The organism is uncultured Tateyamaria sp. (assembly GCF_947496075.1).
Taxonomy (GTDB): Bacteria; Pseudomonadota; Alphaproteobacteria; order Rhodobacterales; family Rhodobacteraceae; genus Tateyamaria.
In genome coordinates this window covers 367,360-390,376 of record NZ_CANMBJ010000001.1, presented here as the reverse complement: position 1 = coordinate 390,376, position 23,017 = coordinate 367,360, and the positions used below count along the sequence as shown (strand labels likewise).

The 23,017-nt window shown below is 59.4% G+C and carries 26 protein-coding genes and 1 tRNA gene; 16 read left to right on the top strand and 11 right to left on the bottom strand.

The annotated features are described in order from the left end of the window. Window positions 1-2 precede the first annotated feature (2 nt). The 3 genes from Q1A51_RS01980 to Q1A51_RS01970 all read right to left on the bottom strand — a co-directional run bounded on the left by Q1A51_RS01980 (window position 3) and on the right by Q1A51_RS01970 (window position 3,104). Entirely contained in the window at window positions 3-812 is an 810-nt protein-coding gene (locus tag Q1A51_RS01980; protein ID WP_299603177.1) for a lytic transglycosylase domain-containing protein, read from the bottom strand. 516 nt (window positions 813-1,328) lie between these two features. After that, on the bottom strand, window positions 1,329-2,732 hold the full coding sequence (gene glnA / locus Q1A51_RS01975; protein ID WP_299549409.1) for a type I glutamate--ammonia ligase: 1,404 nt from the start codon (window positions 2,730-2,732) through the stop codon (window positions 1,329-1,331). A gap of 33 nt (window positions 2,733-2,765) precedes the next feature. Further along, the gene (locus tag Q1A51_RS01970) at window positions 2,766-3,104 is read right to left on the bottom strand and encodes a P-II family nitrogen regulator (protein WP_299206684.1); all 339 of its coding nucleotides are present in this window, start codon (window positions 3,102-3,104) and stop codon (window positions 2,766-2,768) included. Window positions 3,105-3,277: 173 nt separating this feature from the next. On the opposite strand from Q1A51_RS01970, the gene Q1A51_RS01965 reads away from it, so the two are divergent. Then, complete coding sequence (locus Q1A51_RS01965) at window positions 3,278-4,846, top strand: NAD(P)H-hydrate dehydratase (RefSeq protein WP_299603174.1); 1,569 nt, start codon at window positions 3,278-3,280, stop codon at window positions 4,844-4,846. Here Q1A51_RS01965 and Q1A51_RS01960 read toward each other — a convergent pair. Continuing rightward, on the bottom strand, window positions 4,843-5,346 hold the full coding sequence (locus Q1A51_RS01960) for a Hint domain-containing protein (protein WP_299206680.1): 504 nt from the start codon (window positions 5,344-5,346) through the stop codon (window positions 4,843-4,845). The two genes, Q1A51_RS01965 and Q1A51_RS01960, sit on opposite strands and share 4 nt — an antisense overlap. Window positions 5,347-5,473: 127 nt before the next feature. Here Q1A51_RS01960 and Q1A51_RS01955 point away from each other — a divergent pair. The 4 genes from Q1A51_RS01955 (at window position 5,474) to Q1A51_RS01940 (ending at window position 8,520) form a co-directional block, all read left to right on the top strand. Continuing rightward, window positions 5,474-5,558: transfer RNA gene (locus Q1A51_RS01955), tRNA-Leu, on the top strand. 198 nt (window positions 5,559-5,756) lie between these two features. Next, the gene (gene tig, locus Q1A51_RS01950; RefSeq protein ID WP_299603170.1) at window positions 5,757-7,091 is read left to right on the top strand and encodes a trigger factor; all 1,335 of its coding nucleotides are present in this window, start codon (window positions 5,757-5,759) and stop codon (window positions 7,089-7,091) included. A 184-nt stretch (window positions 7,092-7,275) separates the two neighbouring features. Then, entirely contained in the window at window positions 7,276-7,602 is a 327-nt protein-coding gene (locus tag Q1A51_RS01945) for a hypothetical protein (RefSeq protein WP_299603167.1), read from the top strand. A 228-nt stretch (window positions 7,603-7,830) separates the two neighbouring features. Then, window positions 7,831-8,520 carry a ricin-type beta-trefoil lectin domain protein gene (locus Q1A51_RS01940; RefSeq protein WP_299603164.1) on the top strand — a complete coding sequence of 230 codons (690 nt, stop codon included), beginning with the start codon at window positions 7,831-7,833 and terminating at the stop codon, window positions 8,518-8,520. Between the two features lie 36 nt (window positions 8,521-8,556). On the opposite strand, the gene Q1A51_RS01935 is transcribed toward Q1A51_RS01940, so the two are convergent. Next, window positions 8,557-9,456 (bottom strand): LysR family transcriptional regulator, encoded by a 900-nt coding sequence (locus Q1A51_RS01935; RefSeq protein ID WP_299603161.1) that lies wholly within the window; start codon window positions 9,454-9,456, stop codon window positions 8,557-8,559. Window positions 9,457-9,582: 126 nt separating this feature from the next. Between Q1A51_RS01935 and Q1A51_RS01930 the strand changes: the two genes are divergently transcribed. Both Q1A51_RS01930 and Q1A51_RS01925 read left to right on the top strand, forming a co-directional pair. Next, entirely contained in the window at window positions 9,583-10,536 is a 954-nt protein-coding gene (locus Q1A51_RS01930) for a TauD/TfdA family dioxygenase (RefSeq protein ID WP_299603158.1), read from the top strand. Continuing rightward, window positions 10,533-11,483 (top strand): DMT family transporter, encoded by a 951-nt coding sequence (locus Q1A51_RS01925; RefSeq protein ID WP_299603155.1) that lies wholly within the window; start codon window positions 10,533-10,535, stop codon window positions 11,481-11,483. The genes Q1A51_RS01930 and Q1A51_RS01925 overlap by 4 nt, the downstream gene beginning before the upstream one ends. Window positions 11,484-11,610: 127 nt before the next feature. Here Q1A51_RS01925 and Q1A51_RS01920 read toward each other — a convergent pair whose 3' ends face one another. The 5 genes from Q1A51_RS01920 to rpsF form a co-directional block, all read right to left on the bottom strand. Next, window positions 11,611-12,027, bottom strand: a complete 417-nt coding sequence (locus tag Q1A51_RS01920) for a VOC family protein (RefSeq protein ID WP_299603152.1) — start codon at window positions 12,025-12,027, stop codon at window positions 11,611-11,613. Between the two features lie 53 nt (window positions 12,028-12,080). After that, the gene (locus Q1A51_RS01915) at window positions 12,081-12,644 is read right to left on the bottom strand and encodes a DUF4329 domain-containing protein (protein WP_299603150.1); all 564 of its coding nucleotides are present in this window, start codon (window positions 12,642-12,644) and stop codon (window positions 12,081-12,083) included. A gap of 104 nt (window positions 12,645-12,748) precedes the next feature. Continuing rightward, window positions 12,749-13,384, bottom strand: coding sequence for a 50S ribosomal protein L9 (rplI, locus tag Q1A51_RS01910; RefSeq protein WP_299206663.1), 636 nt, complete (start codon window positions 13,382-13,384; stop codon window positions 12,749-12,751). A 12-nt stretch (window positions 13,385-13,396) separates the two neighbouring features. Next, window positions 13,397-13,624, bottom strand: coding sequence for a 30S ribosomal protein S18 (gene rpsR / locus Q1A51_RS01905; protein WP_299206661.1), 228 nt, complete (start codon window positions 13,622-13,624; stop codon window positions 13,397-13,399). An 18-nt stretch (window positions 13,625-13,642) separates the two neighbouring features. Then, complete coding sequence (gene rpsF, locus Q1A51_RS01900) at window positions 13,643-13,996, bottom strand: 30S ribosomal protein S6 (protein WP_299206658.1); 354 nt, start codon at window positions 13,994-13,996, stop codon at window positions 13,643-13,645. A gap of 241 nt (window positions 13,997-14,237) precedes the next feature. Between rpsF and Q1A51_RS01895 the strand changes: the two genes are divergently transcribed. Together Q1A51_RS01895 and Q1A51_RS01890 are read left to right on the top strand one after the other, a co-directional pair. After that, window positions 14,238-14,744: a hypothetical protein gene (locus Q1A51_RS01895; protein ID WP_299603147.1), complete on the top strand. Its 507-nt coding sequence runs from the start codon at window positions 14,238-14,240 to the stop codon at window positions 14,742-14,744. Between the two features lie 135 nt (window positions 14,745-14,879). After that, window positions 14,880-15,449 (top strand): YceI family protein, encoded by a 570-nt coding sequence (locus tag Q1A51_RS01890; protein WP_299206654.1) that lies wholly within the window; start codon window positions 14,880-14,882, stop codon window positions 15,447-15,449. Window positions 15,450-15,627: 178 nt separating this feature from the next. On the opposite strand, the gene Q1A51_RS01885 is transcribed toward Q1A51_RS01890, so the two are convergent. Further along, window positions 15,628-16,854, bottom strand: a complete 1,227-nt coding sequence (locus Q1A51_RS01885; protein WP_299603144.1) for a cytochrome b/b6 domain-containing protein — start codon at window positions 16,852-16,854, stop codon at window positions 15,628-15,630. Window positions 16,855-17,022: 168 nt separating this feature from the next. Here Q1A51_RS01885 and fabD point away from each other — a divergent pair, with 168 nt between their 5' ends. The 7 genes from fabD (at window position 17,023) to mltG (ending at window position 22,808) form a co-directional block, all read left to right on the top strand. Beyond that, entirely contained in the window at window positions 17,023-17,955 is a 933-nt protein-coding gene (fabD, locus tag Q1A51_RS01880; RefSeq protein ID WP_299603141.1) for an ACP S-malonyltransferase, read from the top strand. Further along, entirely contained in the window at window positions 17,948-18,385 is a 438-nt protein-coding gene (locus Q1A51_RS01875; RefSeq protein ID WP_299603138.1) for a hypothetical protein, read from the top strand. The genes fabD and Q1A51_RS01875 overlap by 8 nt, the downstream gene beginning before the upstream one ends. A 14-nt stretch (window positions 18,386-18,399) precedes the next feature. Then, the gene (fabG, locus tag Q1A51_RS01870; protein WP_299206646.1) at window positions 18,400-19,137 is read left to right on the top strand and encodes a 3-oxoacyl-[acyl-carrier-protein] reductase; all 738 of its coding nucleotides are present in this window, start codon (window positions 18,400-18,402) and stop codon (window positions 19,135-19,137) included. 183 nt (window positions 19,138-19,320) lie between these two features. Beyond that, window positions 19,321-19,554, top strand: coding sequence for an acyl carrier protein (locus tag Q1A51_RS01865; protein ID WP_189368668.1), 234 nt, complete (start codon window positions 19,321-19,323; stop codon window positions 19,552-19,554). Between the two features lie 147 nt (window positions 19,555-19,701). Next, window positions 19,702-20,232, top strand: a complete 531-nt coding sequence (locus tag Q1A51_RS01860; RefSeq protein ID WP_299206638.1) for a GNAT family N-acetyltransferase — start codon at window positions 19,702-19,704, stop codon at window positions 20,230-20,232. Between the two features lie 150 nt (window positions 20,233-20,382). Further along, entirely contained in the window at window positions 20,383-21,642 is a 1,260-nt protein-coding gene (gene fabF / locus Q1A51_RS01855; RefSeq protein ID WP_299603134.1) for a beta-ketoacyl-ACP synthase II, read from the top strand. Then, window positions 21,642-22,808, top strand: a complete 1,167-nt coding sequence (gene mltG / locus Q1A51_RS01850) for an endolytic transglycosylase MltG (protein WP_299603133.1) — start codon at window positions 21,642-21,644, stop codon at window positions 22,806-22,808. The genes fabF and mltG overlap by 1 nt, the downstream gene beginning before the upstream one ends. The last annotated feature ends 209 nt before the right edge of the window (window positions 22,809-23,017 follow it).

Genomic DNA, 23,017 nt, shown 5'->3' with positions numbered 1-23,017 from the left:
GGTCACCCGTCGATGCGCGCGCCCATGATGGCGATGGCTTGTTGATAGACCGTTGCCGCGTTCCACTGCTTTATGACGGCAAAATTTGGCTGCCCTTGCTGATAACCCTGACCCGTTTTCCAACCTTTCTGCCGGAGAAAGTTGGCGGTCGAGGCCAAGGCATCGGTTTGGTTGTACAGATCGATGCGCCCGTCGCCATTTGCATCCACACCGTATTTCAGTGCGTTGCCGGGCAAGAACTGAGTGTGCCCCAACTCGCCATGCTTGGCCCCTTTGGTCGCGCCTGTGATCGACCCTTGATCCACCAGCTTCAACGCGCCAATGGCGTGCGGTGCGAAAAAGTCCGAACGGCGGCAATCATAGGTCAGCGTCACAATGGCTGACACAACAGAGCTGTCGCCCATGAACCCGCCAAACGCGGTCTCCATCCCGTGGATGGCAATCAGCACACCGGATGGCACACCGTATTGACGTTCAAGCGCCGCATAGAAATCGGGGCTGCGGGCTTTGCGCTTGCGTCCTTGCGCAACGATTGTATCCGCGCCACGGACCTGCATGAATTTATCAAGCGAGTAGCGGAACGACTTTTGATTGCGATCTGCGGCAATCGTACGTGTCGCATACTGCGCGTTTGCGAGCGCTTGCAGCCCCGACGATCTGACGCCTGCTTTCCTCGCATCATTCGCAAAGCTGGTCTTCCATGTTTCAAAGCCTGCGGAGGTGTTCCCGCACTGCGCCAGTGCTGATCCGGCGCCTGCTGTTAGAATGAGTCCAGCGGCAAATAGGCTGCGCGCACGCTGTTTGAAATGCATGTTAGCTCTCCTGCAAAACGCGTGCAGAGTAACCTGCACGCGCTTGGTTTTCAAAATCAACCTTGTTGGCTGTTTAGGCGACGTGCGTCAGGATCAAGTGCAGCGCCATAATGGCGGACGCTGCAATACAGACGCGGAAGCAAAACTGTGTCGTGGTCATAATATGGTCACCTGGTTAAAATAGTTCTGTAATGCTGCCATAGTCTTAACTGCTGGTAGCGGATGCAAGTAAGGAATTCAGGACCTTAGGGCGTCCAAGACGTCATATGAGCAAGTCATCGCCGATCTTGCGGAGATGCTGTATCGCGTGGCGGGTTGACGGTCGCGCAGCCGTGACGCGACATGTGGTTTTTACTGAAATTGCCGCATGCGACCGCGCCGCGTCATCTAATGACATGCGGCTAAAACAGAGTGGTTCTGGGTCAAACGTGACCGCTCTTTGCGGCATGGCTCCGTGTACGAAAAAGGGGCGCCATTGCGGGCGCCCCTCCAATTCTCGTTTGATCGGTTAACAGCTTAGCAGCTGTAGTACATACCGAACTCAACCGGGTGCGGTGTGTGCTCGTATGTTTCGATCTCTTCCATCTTCAGCGCGATGTAACCTTCGATCTGGTCTTTGGTGAACACGTCTCCGGCCAGAAGGAAGTCCATGTCGGCTTCCAGCTCTTCCATCGCTTCGCGCAAGCTGCCGCAAACTGTCGGGATGCCGGCCAACTCTTCTGGCGGCAGATCGTACAGGTCCTTGTCCGAAGGCTCGCCCGGATGGATCTTGTTCTGGATACCGTCGAGGCCAGCCATCAGCAGGGCCGCGAAGCACAAGTAGGGGTTCGCCGATGGGTCGGGGAAGCGGGCCTCGACGCGCTTGGCTTTGGGCGACTCGGTCCATGGGATCCGGACGCAGCCCGAGCGGTTACGAGCCGAGTAGGCGCGCAGCACAGGCGCTTCGAAGCCCGGGATCAGACGCTTGTAGCTGTTGGTCGACGGGTTGGTGAAGGCGTTCAGCGCTTTGGCATGCTTCAGAACACCACCGATGAAGAACAGCGCCTCATCCGACAGGTCGGCATATTTGTCGCCAGCAAAGAGCGGCTTGCCGTCTTTCCAGATCGACATGTTCACGTGCATGCCGGTGCCGTTGTCGCCTGCGATGGGCTTTGGCATGAACGTAGCCGATTTGCCATAGGCAGCGGCGACGTTGTGGATGACGTACTTGTACTTCTGCAGCTCGTCCGCCTGCTTGGTCAGGCTGTCAAAGATCAGGCCCAGCTCGTGCTGACAGGACGCCACTTCGTGGTGGTGCTTGTCGACCTTCATGCCCAGACGCTTCATGGTGCTCAGCATCTCGGAGCGCAGGTCCTGGCTTTCGTCCGTTGGGTTTACAGGGAAGTAACCGCCCTTGACGCCGGGGCGGTGGCCCATGTTGCCCATCTCGTATTCGGTGTCGGTGTTCCACGACGCGTCAGTTGCATCAACTTCGTAGGATACCTTGTTGATGCTGTTGGAATAACGCACATCGTCAAACAGGAAGAATTCGGCTTCGGGGCCCATGTAAGCTGCGTCGCCGATACCTGTGGATTTCAGGTAGGCTTCGGCTTTTTCGGCGGTGCCGCGTGGGTCGCGCTCATAGGCCTCGCCTGTGTCCGGCTCTACAATGGAGCAGTGAACACAGATGGTTTTCTCGGCATAGAAGGGGTCGACATAGGCGCTGGCCTGGTCGGGCATCAGTTTCATGTCGGACGCTTCGATCGACTTCCAGCCTGCGATCGACGAGCCGTCGAACATAAAGCCTTCTTCAAGGAAATCCTCGTCGACCTGGTCGGCCATGACGGTCACGTGCTGCAGCTTGCCACGCGGGTCTGTGAAACGGATGTCGACGTACTCGGCGCCTTCTTCCTTGATCATATCGAGAACGGGGTTGGCCATTTCCTATGGGTCCTTCCTGTCTTTGAGTAGAGTTTAGAGCGCGTCCGAGCCGGTCTCGCCGGTACGGATGCGAATGGTTTGTTCGATGGGTGATACGAAAATCTTGCCGTCACCGATTTTCTCGGTCTTGGCGGCGTCCACGATGGCGGCGATGGCGGCATCAACCTGATCATCGTCCAGCACGACCTCGACTTTCACCTTTGGCAGAAAGTCGACAACATATTCGGCACCGCGATAGAGTTCCGTGTGACCTTTCTGGCGGCCAAATCCCTTGACCTCGATCACGGACAGACCCTGGACACCGACCTCTTGCAGTGCCTCTTTGACTTCATCAAGCTTGAAGGGCTTGATGATCGCTTCGATCTTTTTCACGGGGCTGCCTCCCTTTGTCGCGCCTTGTGTTGGCGGTGGACCATTTGTGGTTTGGGGCGTCCATGGCATGCTGTAGAGATTGCTGGGGATGAGACGCGATTGTGAGGTATGCGCCCTCAAATTGGGCGACGCGCATAAAAATTGGGCGTTTTGAAAACTTTGAGGATTTGCGCATGACTGAGCTGCTGACCCAGGCCCAGATGCGGGCCATTGAACAGGCCGCGATTGAGTCGGGACAGGTGACTGGCCTCGAGCTGATGGAGCGTGCCGGAGCCGGCGTTGTTGAGGGTGTCTTCGAGGAATGGCCTGAGCTGAGCGAGGGCGCGCACCGGGCCGTGGTTCTCTGCGGGCCTGGCAACAATGGTGGCGATGGATTTGTCGTGGCGCGATTGCTGGCTGATCTTGGCTGGACGGTTGAGGTGTTCCTTTACGGCGACCCTGAGATGCTTCCGTCGGATGCGAAAACCAATTGCGGGCGGTGGCGCGAGGTGGGCCAGGTATCCGACATGCGCAAGATGAATAAAGCCTTCGAAACCATGGATCTGTTTGTGGATGGTGGGTTCGGGACCGGGCTGAGACGTGCTTTGCCAGAGGAGTTTCAGGACGTTTTCCAGTGGCAGGTGCAGCAATTGGCGGATCGCATGTTCAGCAGGAACGTTGCTATCGACGTGCCTTCCGGGATCTGTTCCGACAGTGGCAAACAGATCGGTCCCGTTTCACTGGTCGCCGACTTGATCGTTACATTTCATCGCGCCAAGGTTGGTGTTTACATGAGCCTCCCCTTCACGCCCGACGTCGTCCGGGTCAAGCCCATTGGATTGGACGAGGACCTGCCTGCTGAGGTCGCAGAAGAGCAATTGATCCGCCTCGTGGACGTTGCAGAAATAGATCGCCCGAACATCAATAAGCACAGGTTCCAACATAAGTTCGACCACGGACATGCCCTGATCCTATCCGGGGGGGCAGGGCGAACCGGGGCCGCGCGTCTGGCTGCCCGTGGTGCATTGCGGATCGGCGCAGGGCTGGTGACGTTGGGTGTGCCGCCTGCAGCGCAAATGGAGGTTGCGTCACAGGTCACGGCCTTGATGCTTACGCGGGTAAGCGACGCGCATGCATTGAACGCTGTTCTGGAAGATCAAAGGATAAATGCCCTATGTCTCGGGCCCGGCCTTGGGCTGCATGACCAGGCAGCTGCGCTTCTGGATGTCATCCTGGGCGAGGGGCATCTCCGCTTTACGCGCCGCGTCGTTTTTGATGCCGACAGTCTGACGCTCATTGCCCAGGACGCAACGCGATTGGAGGCATTGAATGAAAACGCAATTCTTACCCCACATGGTGGAGAGTTTGCGCGCCTTTTCCCCGATATCGCCGCAAGCCTTCAGGCGATACCGGATCAAGGCCCGGCGTATTCGAAAGTGGATGCAACCCGGCACGCCGCGGCACGTTGCGGTGCCGTGGTTGTATTCAAGGGACATGACACGGTGATCGCGCATCCGGACGGGCGTTGCTCTGTCCACACGGCCGCCTATGGGCGTGAAGCGCCTTGGTTGGCCACAGCCGGGGCGGGGGACGTACTGGCCGGGTTCATCACGGGCCTGCTGGCCCGTGGGCTTGAGCCAATGGCAGCAGCCGGAACCGCCGCATGGTTGCATATCGAATGCGCGCGCAAGTTCGGCCCGGGCCTGATCGCCGAGGATTTGCCCGAGATGCTACCGCGGGTGCTGCGCGATGTAGGCGTTTAGGCTGCAGCGGCGCCTGTCAGGGCCATTGCCGGTACGGACAATTCCAGCCCATCAGCATAAATGATGTGGGGTGCTTCGAAGCCAAGCCGCACCAGCGTCATTTCGCGCGGGCCCAGCGACGTGATGAACTCGTTATCGATCAGACACCCGGCTGGCATCACCGCTTGCGCAGCCCCGCGCAAGGCCTTGGCGCGCCAGTCCCGTACAAGCACCATCTGAGCGGCGGGGATGATGACACTGTGGGTGGGCTTGGTATCACCCAACGCCCCCGCGGCGATCTTCACCGCCTCGTCTGTTGTGCGATAGGACTGGCTTGCGTTCAGCGGCACAAGGCCTGCGTTCCGCGTGATGATCCTGTCACCGGCCGATAGATACTCGACCGGGATTTCACCGTCCGCTGTGAGAATAAGGGTGCCGGACACAAGTCCGACATGTGCAATATCAATGCGCAAAGGGGGCATCGTTGTGCCCGTTTCGCGCCCGACCGTATTCGGTTTCATGGCGTCTCTTTCTGTAACCTGCCTCTAGGTTACGGGCACAATAGCTGAACACGCCCTTAATGTCGCGTGGTTTTTGCGCAAATACGTCTCGCATCCTTGCAATTGCTTTGCTAAAGGGGCCGGAGTTGCGGGCGTGGCGGAATTGGTAGACGCACCAGATTTAGGTTCTGGCGCCGCAAGGTGTGGGAGTTCGAGTCTCCCCGCCCGCACCAAAAAGTTGCTGTGTGGTCGCCTTGTGGTGGCGCACGAGCGTTGCAAGCCCTCGCGGATCAATCCGTCCGGCGCGTCCAATCTACCCATTTTTGCGTGACATGCGCCAATCCCCTTGCACACCGCATCCACGCTGCATAGAAGGGCGCGAATTTCCGATCAGCCCCCATGGACGGGGCTTTAATGCTATGGGAGCACACATGCAGGTCACCGAGACGCTGAACGAAGGGCTGAAACGCGGCTATGCCATCACCGTGACCGCCGCTGAACTGGACAACAAGGTCAACGAGAAACTGACCGAGGCGCAGCCCGACGTCGAGATGAAGGGTTTTCGCAAGGGCAAGGTGCCCATGGCCCTGCTGAAAAAGCAGTTTGGCCAGCGCCTGATGGGCGAAGCGATGCAGGAAAGCATCGATGGCGCCATGAACAAGCATTTCGAAGACAGCGGCGATCGGCCTGCCATGCAGCCCGAGGTCAAGATGACCAACGAGGACTGGAAAGAAGGCGACGACGTGAATGTCGAGATGTCCTACGAAGCGCTGCCCGAGATTCCCGAAGTGGACCTGAGCAAGATCAAGCTGGAACGACTGGTTGTAAAAGCTGACGACGCGGCGGTCGAGGAAACACTCGGGTCGCTTGCTGAAAACGCGCAGGACTTCAAAGCGCGCAAAAAAGGCTCAAAGGCCAAGGACGGCGATCAGGTTGTTATGGACTTCGTGGGTAAGGTCGACGGTGAAGCCTTCGAAGGCGGTTCGGCCGAGGACTATCCTCTCGCACTGGGCTCCAACTCTTTCATCCCTGGCTTTGAAGAGCAGCTTGTGGGTGCGAAGGCAGGTGAAGAAAAGGCCGTAACTGTTTCTTTCCCTGACGATTATCAGGCTGAGAACTTGGCCGGCAAAGAGGCCGTGTTCGATTGCACCATTAAGGAAGTGAAAGAACCCGTTGCCGCCGAGATCGACGACGAGCTGGCCAAGAAATACGGGGCCGAAGATCTGGATGGTCTGAAAACCCGCATCACCGAACAGCTGGAAGGTGAATATGGCGGTGCCGCGCGCGCGGTCATGAAACGCGCGCTGCTTGACCAACTGGATGACATCGTGAAGTTCGACCTGCCGCCGTCGCTGGTCGAAGCCGAAGCCAAGCAGATTGCGCACCAGCTGTGGCACGAGGAAAACCCCGATGTCGAAGGGCATGACCACCCCGAGGTCGAGCCGACAGACGAACACAACACGCTGGCCGAGCGCCGCGTGCGTCTTGGCCTGCTGCTGGCCGAACTGGGCCAGAAGGCCGAGGTCGAAGTGACCGACGCGGAGATGAGCCAGGCCATCATGCAGCAGGCGCGTCAGTATCCGGGCCAGGAACGCCAGTTCTTTGAATTCGTGCAGCAGAACCAGCAGATGCAACAGCAACTGCGCGCCCCGCTGTTCGAGGACAAGGTGGTTGACCACATCGTCGAAAACGCGTCGGTGAAGGACAAGGATGTCAGCAAGGACGATCTTCAAAAGGCCGTCGAAGCGTTAGAAAACGAAGACTAAGTCGCCGTCTCTTCCGAAAGTATCTTGGGGCTGCGCCACTTGGCGTGGCCCTTTTTCGTTTTGCGTGGGCGCAACGTGTTGACGGCAATGACCTTCTGCTGATGCGGCCCACCTGATCAGCTGCAACGCCAGAGTGCGCTTTGGTCCGGCTGCGATATGCTAGTCATTATTTAACGATTTCTTTGTGCCAACCCTGACGGACCGAGAAGTTATTGTGAAAGTCTTTGGAAAACCAACTTCTATCCTTGTTGCTTTGGTATTCGGCGCGGGAACGGTGGCCGCACAAGAGTTTGGCCGATCCGACAACAGAACGCCCTCACTGACGTCCTACGTGATCGAGCTGATCGACTATTCCGTGCTGCGCGTCGGAACAGACGTCAAGGAAAGGGATGACGTTGCGGAATTGCGCGATGCCACGGTCACTCCTGAAGCAACCGGGCAGCGCCCCTTTCTAGCACTCATGCCGCGATTGGGCAGCGCGGCAAACTGGACATTCGCGCGAACAACCTGATCCGCCTCGGCTTGCCTGCATACCGGCCACTACAAGCCTTATCGGTTGAGGCGGAGCCGGGCACGCATCGACAGCACGGTCGAAACATTCGAGGCCGATTGCTCGGCATCCGAGTTCTTCAATTGCACGCGCGGTGACGACACATCGCACACATACAAGCTTGCCCTGCCGCGGTTTCTGACCGATCTGCCGTCGCGCTGCGAACTGCGCAATACGTTTGAGCTGCAATTGGTCGATTCCAGCTTTCTGGGCTTTGGACCATTCGAAGTTTTCTCTGTTGATCCCAATGCAGCGCCGGGCAACAGTGTCACCCAGCGTAACTCTGCAAAGCTGCGCAGACGTAAAAAGTTCGGAAGCCCGTATTCCACACACCAACTCTTTGACGCCAACCTGAATGCGTGCATCACCGTTGCCGACCTTCCAGAGCAAACCCCGCTGAATGTGCGTACGCAGGCGTGCGCCACTGCTGATGGCGACTTCAATGATCAGTCATTCGAGGTGGTTCCCGTCGAGGCGCATTTTGGTTCTATCCGGTTGGTCTGGCGCAATCATCAAGGCAGCGAAGGGCAGTCCTGTCTTGGAATTGACACTGGGCTCAGCGCGGAGGAGCCGCCTTTCATACAGTTGTTCGGCTGCAATTCAAATGACTCCCGCCAGTACTTCGAGATCGTCAACGAACCGAACCGCGGCTTGCCCGGCGTGCTGATCTGCAACCGAAACAGCGACCGGTGCTTGCTCGTTCCCAGAACGGTCGGACCTGCGGAAGGGCCCGACGTTGGAACCGCCGCCTGCGATGCTGATGACCCATCGCAGCGTTGGTGGGCCCGTTCCAGCTATCCGGATTTGAAGTATGACGGCTCAAGTGCCGCGTTCCGTCCTCAATTCGAGTTCGCGCACGGATCTTGGACGCGCGAGTAGTGTGCGCCCGCCATCAGGAATGTCGTCGGCGTCAGCCTATGCCGATGGCACAGCCAGCATGGATTTCAGCCGCTTTTCAAGCACCTCGCGGAAGGCGCGCAGTGTTGCAGAGGTTAGCCTGCGGTCCGGCATCACGATCATCACGTCCACAGGGTTCGCCTGGGTCCAATCCGGCAGAATTTCCACCAGCGTGCCGTCCGCAAGCGCACTTTGAACATCCCAATGGGATTTGAGCGCGACGCCAAGTCCGGCGACACACATTATGCGCACAATATCGCCCGACACGCATTTGAGCCGCGCCCGTGGCTTGGCAAGGTAAACCCGACCGCCAGGGCCCAGCAACCGCCAGGATGGTGCGTCTCCCAAGAGTAACCCGTCACACCTGTCCAAGTCCTCAACAGCCCTTATCTCTCCATGCTGCGCAAGATAAGTTGGGGCGGCAACAAGGGTCCGGCGATTGTTGGCGATCCGCTGGATGATATGATGGTTCTCGGACGTGCCTCCGATCCGAACGGCAAGGCCAATCCTGCCTCGGTCCAGATCCTGAACCGCGTCAGTCAGATGCAAGTCAATCGACACGGCCGGATGTGTTTCAAGGAACGCACCGACGATCGGTGCGATGCAAACCTCGCCCAACCGGGACGGCGCCGATACCACGATATGGCCCCTGAGCTGGCCGTTGTCCTCGTCACGCTCGGCAAAGGCGGCGGCGGCCGCGGTCAGGTCCCGTGCGTCCACCAGTTTGCGCGCGCCAGCGGCAGTGAGAAAAAGCCCCGTCGGGGTGCGGTTGAACAAACGTTCCCCAACATGGGCTTCAAGCCGATCCAGGCGGCGCGCGATGCTCGACGCGGCCTGTGATCTCTGACGACCCACGGCTGAAAAGCTGCCCAGCTCCGCAAGGTCCTGCATGAGTTCCAAGTCACCGATGAGGTCCATGATCCACCCTTTTCGCGATCTGCATGGCTTTGCGTTTTACGCAAAGGAGGTTCGCATAAGTGACATCTTCTGAAAAGCAACGGTCGCTTCAATTCTATGGGTACAGCTCAGCAAAGGAGGTTCCCCGTGGGCAAGCACGACACGCACTTCACGTCACCAAGCGTTATCGCCACGGATCTCAACACCGACCATCTGACCGTGCATTGGGCGCACGGTGGCCTGTCGCGGTTCCACTATCAGTGGCTGCGCGACAATTGCCGTTCGGATCAGCGGTTCGACATCAACACGCGGGAACTGCGCAGCTTTTCCTACCAGCACGTAATGAATGATCCGCACACGGCAGCTGCCATGATCGCTGACTTTCAGCGTTTCGGCCTGGTGCAGATGATCGACGTGCCGACCGAGCAGGGCGAGGTTGAGCGCTTTGCCGAGCATCTGGCCCATGTCCGGGAGATCGCATTCGATCGGGTTGCCAACATTCGGGTCAGCGTTGATCCCTACACGCTGGGTTTTACCAAAGCAGCATTGCCGCTTCACACGGATTGCTCGGGCTACTCATGGCCGCCCAATGTGATGGTGTTCCATTGCCTGCAGAACGATGTGGCGGGTGGGGCGTCGCAATATGTGGATGGTGCGCAGGTCGTGGCGCAACTGCGCGACGAAAACCCCGAGGCGCTTGAGGTTCTGACCACCCATGACGTCGAATTCCGGTTGTGGTCAGGAAAGGCAGACACGCTGTCGCAATTCCCGCCGGTGATCCTGAACAATGCGGGGGAATTGGTGATCCTGCGATATGCCAACTGGACGGTGCAGCCGTTGCGCACCGTGCCCTTCGATCTGGTGCCACAATGGTATGATGCGTGGCGTGCCCTTGCGGCCCGGGTGAATGCCCCTGAAAACCGGCTGTCCTATCGGTGTGAACCGGGTGAAATCCTGCTGATCAACAATCATCGTGTACTGCATGGGCGGGACGCCTTTGATGATGACGAAGGCGTTCGGCACTTCCAACAGGTTTACATGGAACTGGATGATCTGACGGGCTACCAGCGCATTGTCGAAGGGCAGGGGGGCGCGAGATGAGCGCGCGCATGATGGGCATCCCGGTCCTGTGCACGCCCTTTGTCGTGCTTTGGAGTTCAGGGTTTGTCGGGGCCAAATTTGGCCTCGACTACGCAGGAACGTTCACGATCCTGTTTTGGCGTTACCTTTTGATCGTGGTGATCCTGGGCGTTCTGGTCAGTATCCTGCGGCAATGGCAAAGGATGCCACGCCGCGTGGTCGCACGGCACATGGTTGTTGGCGCACTGGCACATGCGGGGTGGTTGGCCGCCGTGTTGGGTGCGATTGATCTGGGCCTGTCTGCGGGTCTTGCGGCGTTCATCACGGCCTTGCAGCCGATCATGACCGGCGCATTGTCCGCACGGATGACCGGAGAACGGGTGGCCACGCGCGAATGGCTTGGGCTTTGTCTGGGCCTTGTGGCCGTGGCGATCGTGATCGGAGATGGCGTTGCTCTCGGTGGCGCGTTTCTGGCTTATGCCTTGCCGTTTCTTGCGGTGATCTCGATCACCATCGCGTCGCTTGTGGATCGCAGTGCAACCGTCAGCAACGAAAACGAGGCACCGTTGGTGTTGGTGACCTTCCTGCATTGCCTCGCATCTTTGCTGGTCTTGGCGCCGTTGGCTGTGGGTATCGAAGGGCTTCAGGCCGAATGGAACGGCAATCTGGTGTTTGCTATCGTGTGGCTGGCCGTCGTCGTGTCGCTGGCCGCTTACGGCCTGATGTTTGTCTTGCTGCGCCAAATGCCTGCGCCGCGCGTTGCCAGCCTGACCTACCTGTCACCGCCGGTGACCATGGTGATGGCATGGATGCTTTTTGGCGAGACGCTCACATTTACCGGTGTCATCGGTTTGGGTGTTGCCGCTTTGTCGGTTGGTCTGACCCTGTCCGCAAAGCGCCCTCCGCAACCCGACAGTGCGCGCGAGGTCCCACCGTCTGCTCGGCGCGACGCAATCCCCGCAGAGTAGGGCGTTGCATTGGTTTTGGAAAAGGATCGTGACGGCGCGAAACAAGACGCTCCGCCACGATCCACAAGTGTGCTGACTTCTGCCCTGAAACGCGGATCGGGCGCGTGTTCCGCTGGCGAAACCCGCGCTATCCGTCGCGTCCCGGTTCGTCTGGATTGCTGGAGAACAATGCGATCTTGTTACCCTGAGGGTCGCGAAGATAGCCGACATAAAAATTCGGCCCGTACATGGCACGAAATCCCGGCGGCCCGTCGTCAAACCCGCCAGCGGCAAGTGCTGCCGCGTGCAGGTCGCGCACTTGCTTTTGATTGCGCGCCTCGAATGCAATCATCGTCCCATTCCCAGCCGTGGCTGACCCTCCATTGAAGGGCGATTTGACGTAAAATTCCGGCGACACCGGAGACTGGCCCGCTGGTACAGGCAACGCGTAACTCAGGTCACCATGATACTCCTCCAGCCCGTAACCGAGGGCTGGCAGGAATGCTGAATAAAAACGCTCTGCGCGCGCAATGTTGTCAACACCAACGGTGACATACGCAATCATTCCTTAGGCTCCTTTCTACAAGTCTTCACTTGGGCTATGCGCTAAGGCCCGGCTCAGAACCCACTCAGATCCTGCAACGAATATCGTGGACGTACCGGAAATGCGGGGTCTTCCTCAAACTCTGCATCACTCACCAGGCATCGCGCACCACAGACGAGCCGCGCCTCTTGGGCCCGGGCATCGACATACCACAGACGCCCGCCGGGCGTGGCGACATAGCCGTCCGTACCATCCTCAATGTCCGTCCGGATATCATCATAGGACGGAATCTCGGTCAGATATTCCGGATCATAAGCGCCATGGGTGTGGTAAGAGGCCAGGACGGTGATGTTGGACCCAGCGGATAGGGGCGGCAGACAGGTCGAGGTTCCCCCACGGCGGGCGGTCGTCGCGACATAGGACCCGCTGGCATCGACACCGATCAATCCGCAATATTCGCGCCCCTCATCGATGGATTGCGCCTGAAGCCCATTGAACAAGTCGGCGGCAAAGGCGATTTCGGCCTCGGTCTGCGGCTGGGGGCGGGGGGCCATGACAATCGTGGCCGGGTCGCGACCTAGGTCGGGCTCATCGCAGGCAGCAAGTAATAGCAAGAACAGGCCGAAGCGTCGCAACATGCGCGCACCTTGGCTGCGCGATGTGCAAAGGTCAAATGGGAGAGGCATAGAAAAAAACCGCGCCCCGAAGGGACGCGGTTTACGTGTTTCATTCCGAAGGTGGATCAGTCCTTGGGCTCTTCCTCGGCGGGTGCCTCTTCGGGTGCGATGCCTGCGGATTCTGCCAGCTCTTCGTCTTCCGATGCGGCAGCACCGATATCGTCGAACAGTTCCTGGATTTCGAACTCGGCAGCGGCTTCCTCTTCGGCGGCCAGCTCCTGGATCGATTTGCCCGACGCCTGCAGCTCGGCTTCTTCTTCCGAGCGGGCGACGTTCAGCTGGATGACCACGTCCACTTCAGGGTGCAGGGTGATGTGCACATCGTGCAGGCCCAGCTCCTTGATGGGGTTCGGGATCACAACCTGTTTGCGATCAACGCTGAAACCTTCAGCCGTGGCAACGTCGGATGCGTCACGAGGCGTGACGGAGCCGTAGAGGTTGCCACCGTCCGAAGCTTGGCGAATCACGATGAACTGCTGGCCATCCAGCTTTTCACCCAACGCTTCGGCTTCTTTTTTGGTTTCAAGGTTGCGGGCTTCAAGCTGCGATTTCTGCGCTGCGAAGTCTGCGATGTTGGCTTTGGATGCGACCAGCGCCTTTTTCTGCAGCAGCAGGTAGTTGCGGGCGTAGCCAGGCTTGACGTCAACGACGTCACCCATCTGGCCCAGTTTGGCCACACGTTCGAGAAGGATAACTTGCATGTCAGTCGCTCCTTATTTCACGGCGTAGGGCAGCAGGGCCAGGAAACGGGCGCGCTTGATGGCACGGGCCAGCTCGCGTTGCTTCTTGGCCGAGACGGCGGTGATACGGCTGGGCACGATCTTGCCACGCTCAGAGATATAGCGTTGCAGCAGGCGCGTGTCCTTGTAGTCGATCGATGGTGCGTTCTCGCCCGAGAAGGGGCACACTTTACGACGGCGGAAAAACGGTTTTGCAGCCATGGTTTAGCTCCCTCTCTCTTAGCGGCGCTCGCGACGGCTGTCGCGTTCGTCACGTTTCTGCATCTGGATCGAGGGGCCTTCGGCATGCTCGTCCACCTTGATCGTCAGAACGCGCATGACATCGTCATGCAGGCGCATCAGGCGCTCCATCTCTTGCACGGCGGGGGCCGGTGCGTTGGTGCGCATATAGGCATAGTGGCCCTTGCGGTTCTTGTTGATCTTGTAGGCCATTGTTTTGACGCCCCAGTACTCGTTGTCTACGAGTTGACCGCCATTGTCAGCCAGAACGGTGCCAAAATGTTCGATGAGCCCTTCGGCCTGCGTGTTCGACAGGTCCTGACGGGCAATCATCACATGCTCATAAAGAGGCATGGGATATCTCCACTTCTATCAAGGCGCATTTCATAGACCGATCCATCAAGGCCCTGCGGGATGGTCACGAGAGACTGCGCGGCAAAACGGGTTTGCAGGGATGCGCTCGTATACACTCTTGACGCTGCGGTGCAAGGGCAGATCTCGCCCCACGGCGTGATCATGGGCTTTCCTTGGATGGGCCGCAATTTAGTCATTTTTGATCGACAATGTCGCCGCAACACGCTGGAGGATCACTGCCATGACTGCCACATTCGAAACAACGACCCAAGCCGAACAACAAGCGACCGACGCTGAACAGCAGGGAAACAAGCGCACGCGCATGTGGTCCCTGGGAGCGCGGAGGATCGCAAGCCGCGCGTTTGGCGCTGTCCTTGTTCTGGCCTCGCTTGGCCTTTGGATTGAACCCGGGACCGAGATGGCCGTCGATCTTGTGCTGATGAAGCTGGGTGTGTCGCTGTTTCTTGGCTTCGCAGGCCTCGCGCTGATGCAGGACAAGCTTCAGGCGCAGGACCCTGAAGTGCAAATCGATACCGTGCGCCGCGAAGTTCGCATCGCCCGACCGGGTGGGCGCCGCCGCTCAGTGATCCGTCGCATCGCCATCCGTGATCTGGGGCGCGCGGAAGCTGTCGGTGACGTGATCCGATTGACGGCGGCAAATGGCGCGTTTCTGGCTGCAATAACACTGCCGGATCCGGATGCGTGGTCCAGCCTGTATGGCGCCTTGCAGGACGCTGGCAAACTCTAAAATTTCAATCGGGCACTCCCCATGCGCATGAGCGATGTTCAGCCATGCGCACGATATGTTGACGGATGTGCAGTTGCCTCTGCGGCAATATGCGACATCTTGTCTGCATACATAAACTCTTGTGGAGCACGCCCCATGAAATCCCTTCTTCTTGCCACAGCGCTGGCCTCAACTGCGTCTTTCGCCTTCGCAGCAGAGCGCTACACGCTGGATTCAAGCCACAGCCAGGTGCTGTTTTCCTACAACCACCTCGGTTTCTCGACCACTTGGGGCATGTTCTCGGGCTTTGAAGGCGAGATCATGTTTGATCAGGAAGATCCCGCCAATTCCAGCGTGACCGTGTCGATGCCTACGAAATCGATGTTCACAGGGTGGGAGCAGCGCGATGGCCACTTCATGTCCGATGATTTCTTTGGGGCCACGGATGAAGATGTGATTTCGTTCACATCAACCGGCATCGAATTGACCGGGGATGACACGGCGCAGATCACAGGCGATCTTACCATGAATGACGTGACCAAATCTGTTGTTCTCGACGCGACGCTGAACCAGGCGGGTGCCAACCCGCTGAACCAGAAAGACTGGGCTGGCTTTAACGCCACAACAACCCTCTTGCGGTCCGACTTCAATCTGGGTGCGTTCGCTCCGGCCGTCGGTGACGAAGTGCAGGTGCAGATTTCGGTCGAAGCCCAGAAGGCTGAGTAAGATCACCACTCACGTAGTATCTGAGAGCCGCGCGATTTTCTCGCGCGGCTTTTTTCGTGGTTGCCGTCGAAAGGCCGCGCGTGCGCGCGACACGATTTTATTCAGGAGGGCCTTTTCAGACCCTCCTGACCCATGCCTCCGGCGGGGATTTTTTGAAACAGGGAAGCGGGGGTGAACTCTATTCCGATGCTGCGCGCAGGGCGGTCAGGTTGACATCTACGGTGACTGCAAAGGCAAGGGAGCTTTCGTCGGCCATGTTGTCTCCGATCCCAAAGCTGCGGCGGTCCAGCGTCAGGCCCCCGGTCATCGAGGCGGTGTCGCCGTTGATCGACAGACCAAAGGGCAGGGTGATTGGCATCGACTGCTCTTTGATCGTGAGCGTTCCCTTCGCTTCGTACCCGTCCACCACCGTAACGATATCTGCCGTGAACGTGGCCGTTGGGAAGTCTGCCGAGTTGAAGAAGTCCGGCCCCATCGCCTGATCTGTGACCGACCCTAGGGAAAGGGAGCCAATCGCCACCGTGACCTCAACCGCGCCGGCCGTGCCGTTTTCAACGGTTTCGTCAAAGCTGATCACTGCGGTCCAGTCGGCGAATTGCCCTTCGACTTCGGATCCAAGCTGGGTGACCGTGATGGCCAATGTGCCATCCTGGACCTGCCAGTCGGACTGAACCTCTTCCAGTTCGGCGACTGCGATCCCATCCCCGTGCGGTGCATATACACCCAGAGCTGCGCCGCCGGACAAGGCAAGCGCCCACAAGGCAAGCGCGGCTGTGATCGGTGCGGCATGTTTGTGTTCGGGGCTGGTCCGGGGCACATCGGTACGCCCGAACCACATGCGGCGCAGGGTGGCATCCTTATCAATGACGTGGTGTTTCAACGCGCCCGCGATATGCAGGAGTAGCGCAACTCCCAGAACCTTGGTCAGCACCCAGTGCGCGCCGCCCATAGCCGCGGCAACGGCTTCGGATTTGGGCACCAGTGGCAAGGTCTGGCCAAAGGGCCACCAGATCGGGGCAAAGCCGCTGGCCGCGGCGTGGTGGATCCATCCGGACAAAGGCACGACAACCAGACTGCCATACAGCAGCCAGTGCACGGTTTCCGCAGCCAGACTTTCCAGCTTGCGATCCGGGTGCAGAAGGCCTGGCTTTGGCTGGTTCAGTGCCCACAGGATGCGCAGCAGTGCCACGAAGAACACGGTGACGCCCAATGTCTTGTGCAGCGAAAACAGCCACGCCGTGCGGGCCACCAGATCATCTGCAGGGGCGGACATGCTCTGCAATTCATAGGCCATGTTGTTTGCGACAAGACCCAGCGGGAAAAGCGTCAGGATCAGAAGGGCGGTCAGCCAGTGAAAAGTCTTGGACAGGCTGCCGTAGCGGTTGGCGGTGTTGGCGAGGGCCATAAGCGGTCTCCGGGCGTTTGTGTGTAGGTCTAACACCTTTGCCCTCAATGTTATGCGACCTGCGCGCGGGACAACACGCAATTCCCGCACATATGCCGTGCACCGATCCCTTGTCTGGCGCGGGGATGGCCTTTACACCCGGTGGAAACGACAACGAGGGGGCAGGCCATGAGCGTGGCATTTGTATTTCCGGGACAGGGTGCACAGACAATTGGAATGGGCAAGGCGTTGGCAGATGCCTACCCGGCAGCGCGCGCTGTGTTCGACGAGGTGGACGAGGCGCTGGGCGAGAAGCTGAGCGCGCTGATCTGGGAAGGCGAGCAGGACACGCTGACACTGACCCAGAACGCGCAACCGGCGCTGATGGCGACATCCGTGGCTGCCATGCGCGCGCTTGAGGCAGAAGGGATCGGTATCGACAGGGCCAGCTTCGTTGCAGGGCACTCGCTTGGTGAATATTCCGCCCTCTGCGCGGCTGGCGCACTGAGTGTTGCTGACACCGCACGATTGCTCCGCACACGCGGGCAGGCCATGCAAGAGGCCGTGCCGGTTGGCGTCGGGGCCATGGCAGCCTTGCTCGGTCTGGATTTCGAAACGGCAACAGCCATAGCCTCCGAAGCGGCACAGGGTGAAGTGTGTCAGGCCGCGAATGACAACGATCCCGGTCAGGTGGTCGTGTCCGGCCACTTGGGTGCCGTTGAACGGGCTGTCGAGATCGCCAAGGGGAAAGGGGCGAAACGCGCCGTGATGCTCCCCGTGTCCGCACCGTTTCATTGCAGCCTGATGGAGCCTGCAGCCCGGGCGATGGCCGATGCGCTGGGTGCGGTTGATATCCATGCACCTGCAGTTCCCGTGATTCCCAATGTTACGGTCACGGCATGCAGTACCCCTGATGAATTGCGGGCACATCTGGTGTCTCAGGTGACAGGTTCGGTGCGCTGGCGTGAAACGGTGATGTATATGGGCCAGCAAGGCGTGACCGAGATTTGGGAGATCGGCGCTGGCAAAGCGCTGTCCGGCATGATCCGCCGCATCGACCGCTCCATCGCAACCCGTCCTGTGGGCACACCCGATGATGTGAAGGCGGCCGTTGATGGCTGATCTGGTCACCTTGCCGCCTGAAACCTTGGGTGGTGTGATCGATACGGTGCCGTTTTCCCGTCGGTTCCAGCTGATCCCGGATGTGTTCGGACGGATGGATTCGCTGCTCGGGCAGGCGGGTATCTTCTTTGCCGGTCCCCAAACGGCGCTGTACCGGGTCAACGGCGACGATATGGAAATCCGGATCGGCGTACCGCTGCCGAAGCCCTTACCGGGCTTCCAGATGTTCGATGTGGATGCAACGCGGGCCCTCCACATCCGCCATCACGGCGCCTTTGATACGCTGCCGCGCATTTACCAGGCGCTGACCGCAGAGGTCGAGGCGCGGGACCTGACGCGGACCGGTTGGGCGCGCGAGGTCTACCGCTTTATGGCCAAGGACGCGTCCCTCAACATTTGCGACGTCTACATGGACGTGGCCCAGACTTAACGAAAGAGGTTCATATGTTTGATCTGACAGGTAAATCCGCGCTGATTACAGGCGCATCGGGCGGCATCGGGGCCGAGATCGCGCGCACCTTGCACGCTGCTGGTGCGACCGTGGGCCTAAGCGGCACGCGGACTGACCCGCTTGAGGCGCTGGCGGGAGAGCTTGGCGAACGCGCGCATGTGCTGCCGTGCAACCTGAGCGATCCGGAGGCCGTGGAGGCCCTGCCGAAACAGGCGATCGAGGCGATGGGGGCCGTCGATATCCTTGTGAACAACGCTGGCATCACGCGGGACAACCTTTTTATGCGCATGTCGGACGAGGAATGGCAGTCGGTGATCAACGTGAACCTGACGTCGACCTTCAAACTGTGCAAAGGCGTCATGCGCGGCATGATGAAGTCGCGCTGGGGCAGGATCGTGAATATCAGCTCGGTTGTGGGCGCCACAGGCAACCCGGGGCAGGCGAACTACGCGGCCTCCAAGGCCGGGATGGTCGGCATGTCCAAAAGCCTGGCCTACGAGGTGGCAAGCCGAGGCATTACTGTGAACGCCATTGCGCCCGGGTTCATTGCCACGGCAATGACGGATAAGCTGACTGACGACCAAAAGACTGGAATCATGGGGCAAATTCCTGCCGGTCGTATGGGCGAAGCGCATGAAATTGCCGCCGCAACGCTGTACCTTGCCAGCCCCGAGGCGGCCTACGTCACGGGCACGACCTTGCACGTCAATGGCGGCATGGCCATGTTGTAGGCGCTAACACGCCGCGTATTGCCATCTTTACGGGATGTGCTATAGGCGGCGCAGATTCCGGCGGCAGACCATGCAAATGGTCTGTTGCTTCACCGCCCCAGGGGGGCAAGACCAGAGCCCTGCTTGCACGGGGACACCACTTGGGGGCGCGAATATTTGCCCCGGTAAAATGAGGACAGTCATATGAGCGACATCGCCGATCGCGTTAAAAAGATCGTTGTAGAGCACCTGGGTGTGGACGAAGAAAAGGTCAGCGAAAACGCGTCCTTCATTGATGATCTGGGCGCAGACAGCTTGGACACCGTGGAACTGGTGATGGCCTTCGAAGAAGAGTTCGGCATCGAGATCCCCGATGACGCGGCCGAAACCATCCAGACCTTCGGCGACGCAGTGGGCTTCATCTCGAAAGCCTCCTAAGCATTCCGGGCAACTGCCCGACAAAACGGCGTTCTTTCGTGCGAAAGGGCGCCGTTTTTTTGTGCATGTATCATGCGCTCTTGCTTTGGCGGTTGTGCACGGACAAAGTTATGCAAAACGACAAAACGTTCGGGCAGGACAACATCCATGGGCAGACATGTGCCGACCATCAACACGGCGCGCGTGACCTTGCGCGCAATACGACCAGCCGAGTTTGATCGATTTGCCGAGATTTGGGCCATGCCCGAGGTTGCAGTTTACATTGGCGGTGCACCACGCAATCGCAGCGAAAGCTGGAAATCATTCCTGATCAATGCAGGGCACTGGCAGATGACCGGCTTTGGCCAGTGGGGCATCGAAGAACATGCATCCAAACGGCTGGTGGGGCAGGTCGGGTTCTTTTTTGGCGCGCGCGGTTTGGGTGAGGATTTCGATTCTGTGCCGGAGGCGGGCTGGGTTCTGGCCCCTGAGGCGCAGGGCGTTGGCTTGGGCATTGAAGCGGCCCAGGCGGCCCATGACTGGTTTGACCGCGTGGTGACGGGCCCCTTGGTCTGCATGATGGACCCTGATCATGCCGCTTCGGCGCGCATCGCCGAACAACTTGGTTATGTCGACATGCGTTTGGCCGAAGATGATGACGGCCCCATTCAACTGAAACTGCGCAAGTCTCCGCCGTAGGTGTGATCCAAAGGCGCGCCTGCGGCGCACGACATTGTTTATATACCGCTTCTGGCTTGCCGAGGCGAACGAGCCGTACCCCGTCGGGACTTGAACAGGGGCATGCGGGCGCGGTAAGAGGCGAGCCAGAAACGAGAGGGGCATGAGCAGATGCGCAGAGTTGTCGTGACAGGTCTTGGACTGGTGACGCCATTGGCGGACGGGGTCGAGGCAAGCTGGAGCCGTATTCTGGACGGGCAATCGGGCGCGGGTCCGATCACGCAGTTCGATCCCGAGGGGCTGACCACAACATACGCGTGCGAAGTGCCCCGCGGGGACGGGTCGGATGGCACGTTCAATGGCGATGCCTACATGGCGCCCAAGGAACAGCGCAAGGTCGATACCTTTATCATGTTTGGTCTGGCTGCGGCACAGCAGGCGGTCGAGGATGCCGGTTGGATGCCCGAGGACACCGAGAGCCTGGAGCGCACCGGCGTTCTGATCGGCTCGGGGATTGGTGGTCTAAACTCCATCGCGAACACTGCCGTGATGATGGAAGAGAAGGGGCCGCGCCGCGTGTCTCCCTTCTTTGTGCCGGGTGCGCTGATCAACCTGATCTCAGGTCAGGTGAGCATCAAGTACGGGTTCAAGGGGCCGAACCATTCTGTTGTGACTGCCTGTTCGACAGGTGCCCACGCCATTGGTGATGCGAGCCGTCTGATCCAGCATGGCGACGCTGATGTGATGATCGCGGGTGGGGCCGAGGCGGCCATCTGCAAGATCGGCATCGCGGGGTTCAACGCCTGCAAGGCGCTGTCGACCAAACGTGCTGATGATCCGCAATCGGCAAGCCGTCCCTATGACGAAGACCGTGATGGGTTCGTCATGGGTGAAGGCGCGGGCATTGTTGTGCTTGAGGAATATGAGCACGCCGTGGCCCGTGGTGCCAAGATTTACGCCGAAGTCCGGGGCTATGGCCTGTCCGGCGACGCCTACCACATCACCGCGCCGTCCGAGGATGGCGAAGGTGGTGAGCGTTCAATGAAAGCAGCCCTGCGCAATGCGGGGCTGGAGCCGTCGGATATCGACTACATTAACGCGCACGGCACCTCGACCATGGCGGACACCATTGAGCTGGGCGCGGTCGAGCGTTTGCTGGGCAATCATGCGGCCAACGTGACCATGTCTTCGACGAAGTCGGCGACCGGCCACTTGCTGGGTGCTGCGGGTGCGATCGAGGCCATCTTCTCGATCCTTGCGATCCGTGATCAGGTCTGCCCACCGACCATCAACCTGGACAACCCTGCCGTTGCGACGCCGGTTGATCTGGCACCCAATGCCAAACGCGAACGCAAGGTCGACGTGGCCCTGTCCAACAGCTTTGGCTTTGGCGGTACAAATGCCAGCGTGATCTTTGGAAAGGTCAGCTGATGTGGCGATCCATCGCCTCGAACGCACTGACATTCCTGATCGTGGCCCTGTTCGTGGTGGGCGGTCTGATCCTGTGGGGACGCGGTCAATATGAGGGTGCGGGTCCGCTGACTGAGGCGATCTGTGTTCAGGTGGATCGGGGATCGAATTTTCGCCGTGTGAGCGCTGACCTTGAGGAACAGGGGGCCGTCAACCATGGCTGGATTTTCCGCACCGGGGCTGAGTACGCGGGCAAGACAAGCGCGTTGAAGGCCGGGAGTTTCCTGGTGGAACCCGGTGCGTCCATGGAAGAGATCGTGGATGTTGTGACCCGTGGTGGGGCCAGTACTTGTGGCACCGAAGTGGTCTATCGGATCGGAGTGAACCGTTTGAGTGCGCAAGTCCGTGAGTTGGACCCGGGCACAAACCGTTTCGTGGAGCGCGCCGAGTTCCAGCCGGGTGAGGAAGAAGTGCCTGAGATTTATACCGAAGTGCGCGCCGCGCAGGACACGCGATATCGTGTGGCGCTGGCCGAGGGTGTGACGAGCTGGCAGGTCGTGGACGCGTTGCGCAACATGGATGTGCTGGATGGGGAGGTCGCTGAAATCCCACCGGAGGGCGCATTGGCCCCCGACAGCTATGAGGTGCGCAGCGGTGACAATCGCGCAGACATCCTGACGCAGATGGCCGAACAGCAGGAGTTGTGGGTGTCCGCGGCCTGGGAGGCCCGGGACGAGGCACTGCCGCTGGAGAGCCCGGAGGAGTTGCTGACCCTCGCTTCGATCATCGAGAAGGAGACGGGGGTGGCTGAGGAGCGGCGCCAAGTGGCGTCGGTGTTTGTGAACCGGTTGAACCGTGGCATGCGCCTGCAGACGGACCCGACGGTGATCTATGGCATCACCAAGGGGCAAGGCGTTTTGGGCCGGGGCTTGCGCCGGTCGGAGCTGCGCGCTGCGACCCCTTGGAATACGTATGTCATTCAGGGTCTGCCGCCGACTCCGATTGCCAATCCGGGGCGGGAAAGCCTGATGGCTGCGGCGCAGCCGGATGCCACGAACTTCGTGTTCTTTGTGGCTGACGGGACCGGCGGGCACGCCTTTGCCGAGACATTGGATGAACACAACCGCAACGTCGCGCGGTGGCGCGAGATCGAGGCGGAGCGGGCCAACCAGTCGGACGACGGGTAGGGCGGACGGCACGTCCGCCTTACGAGGCGCAAAGGTTCAATCGTAAGGCCGAGGTGTTCTCCGCCCGTTTGTCCCCGCGGGGACAAACAACGGTTGTTGTGGGGGATCAAAGGCTTACGCCTTGCATTAACCACATCTTAACCACTGAGGTAAGATTTTGTTAATCATACCGTACGGTTAGAGGGTTTTCCTCAAGTGGATTTCGCTTG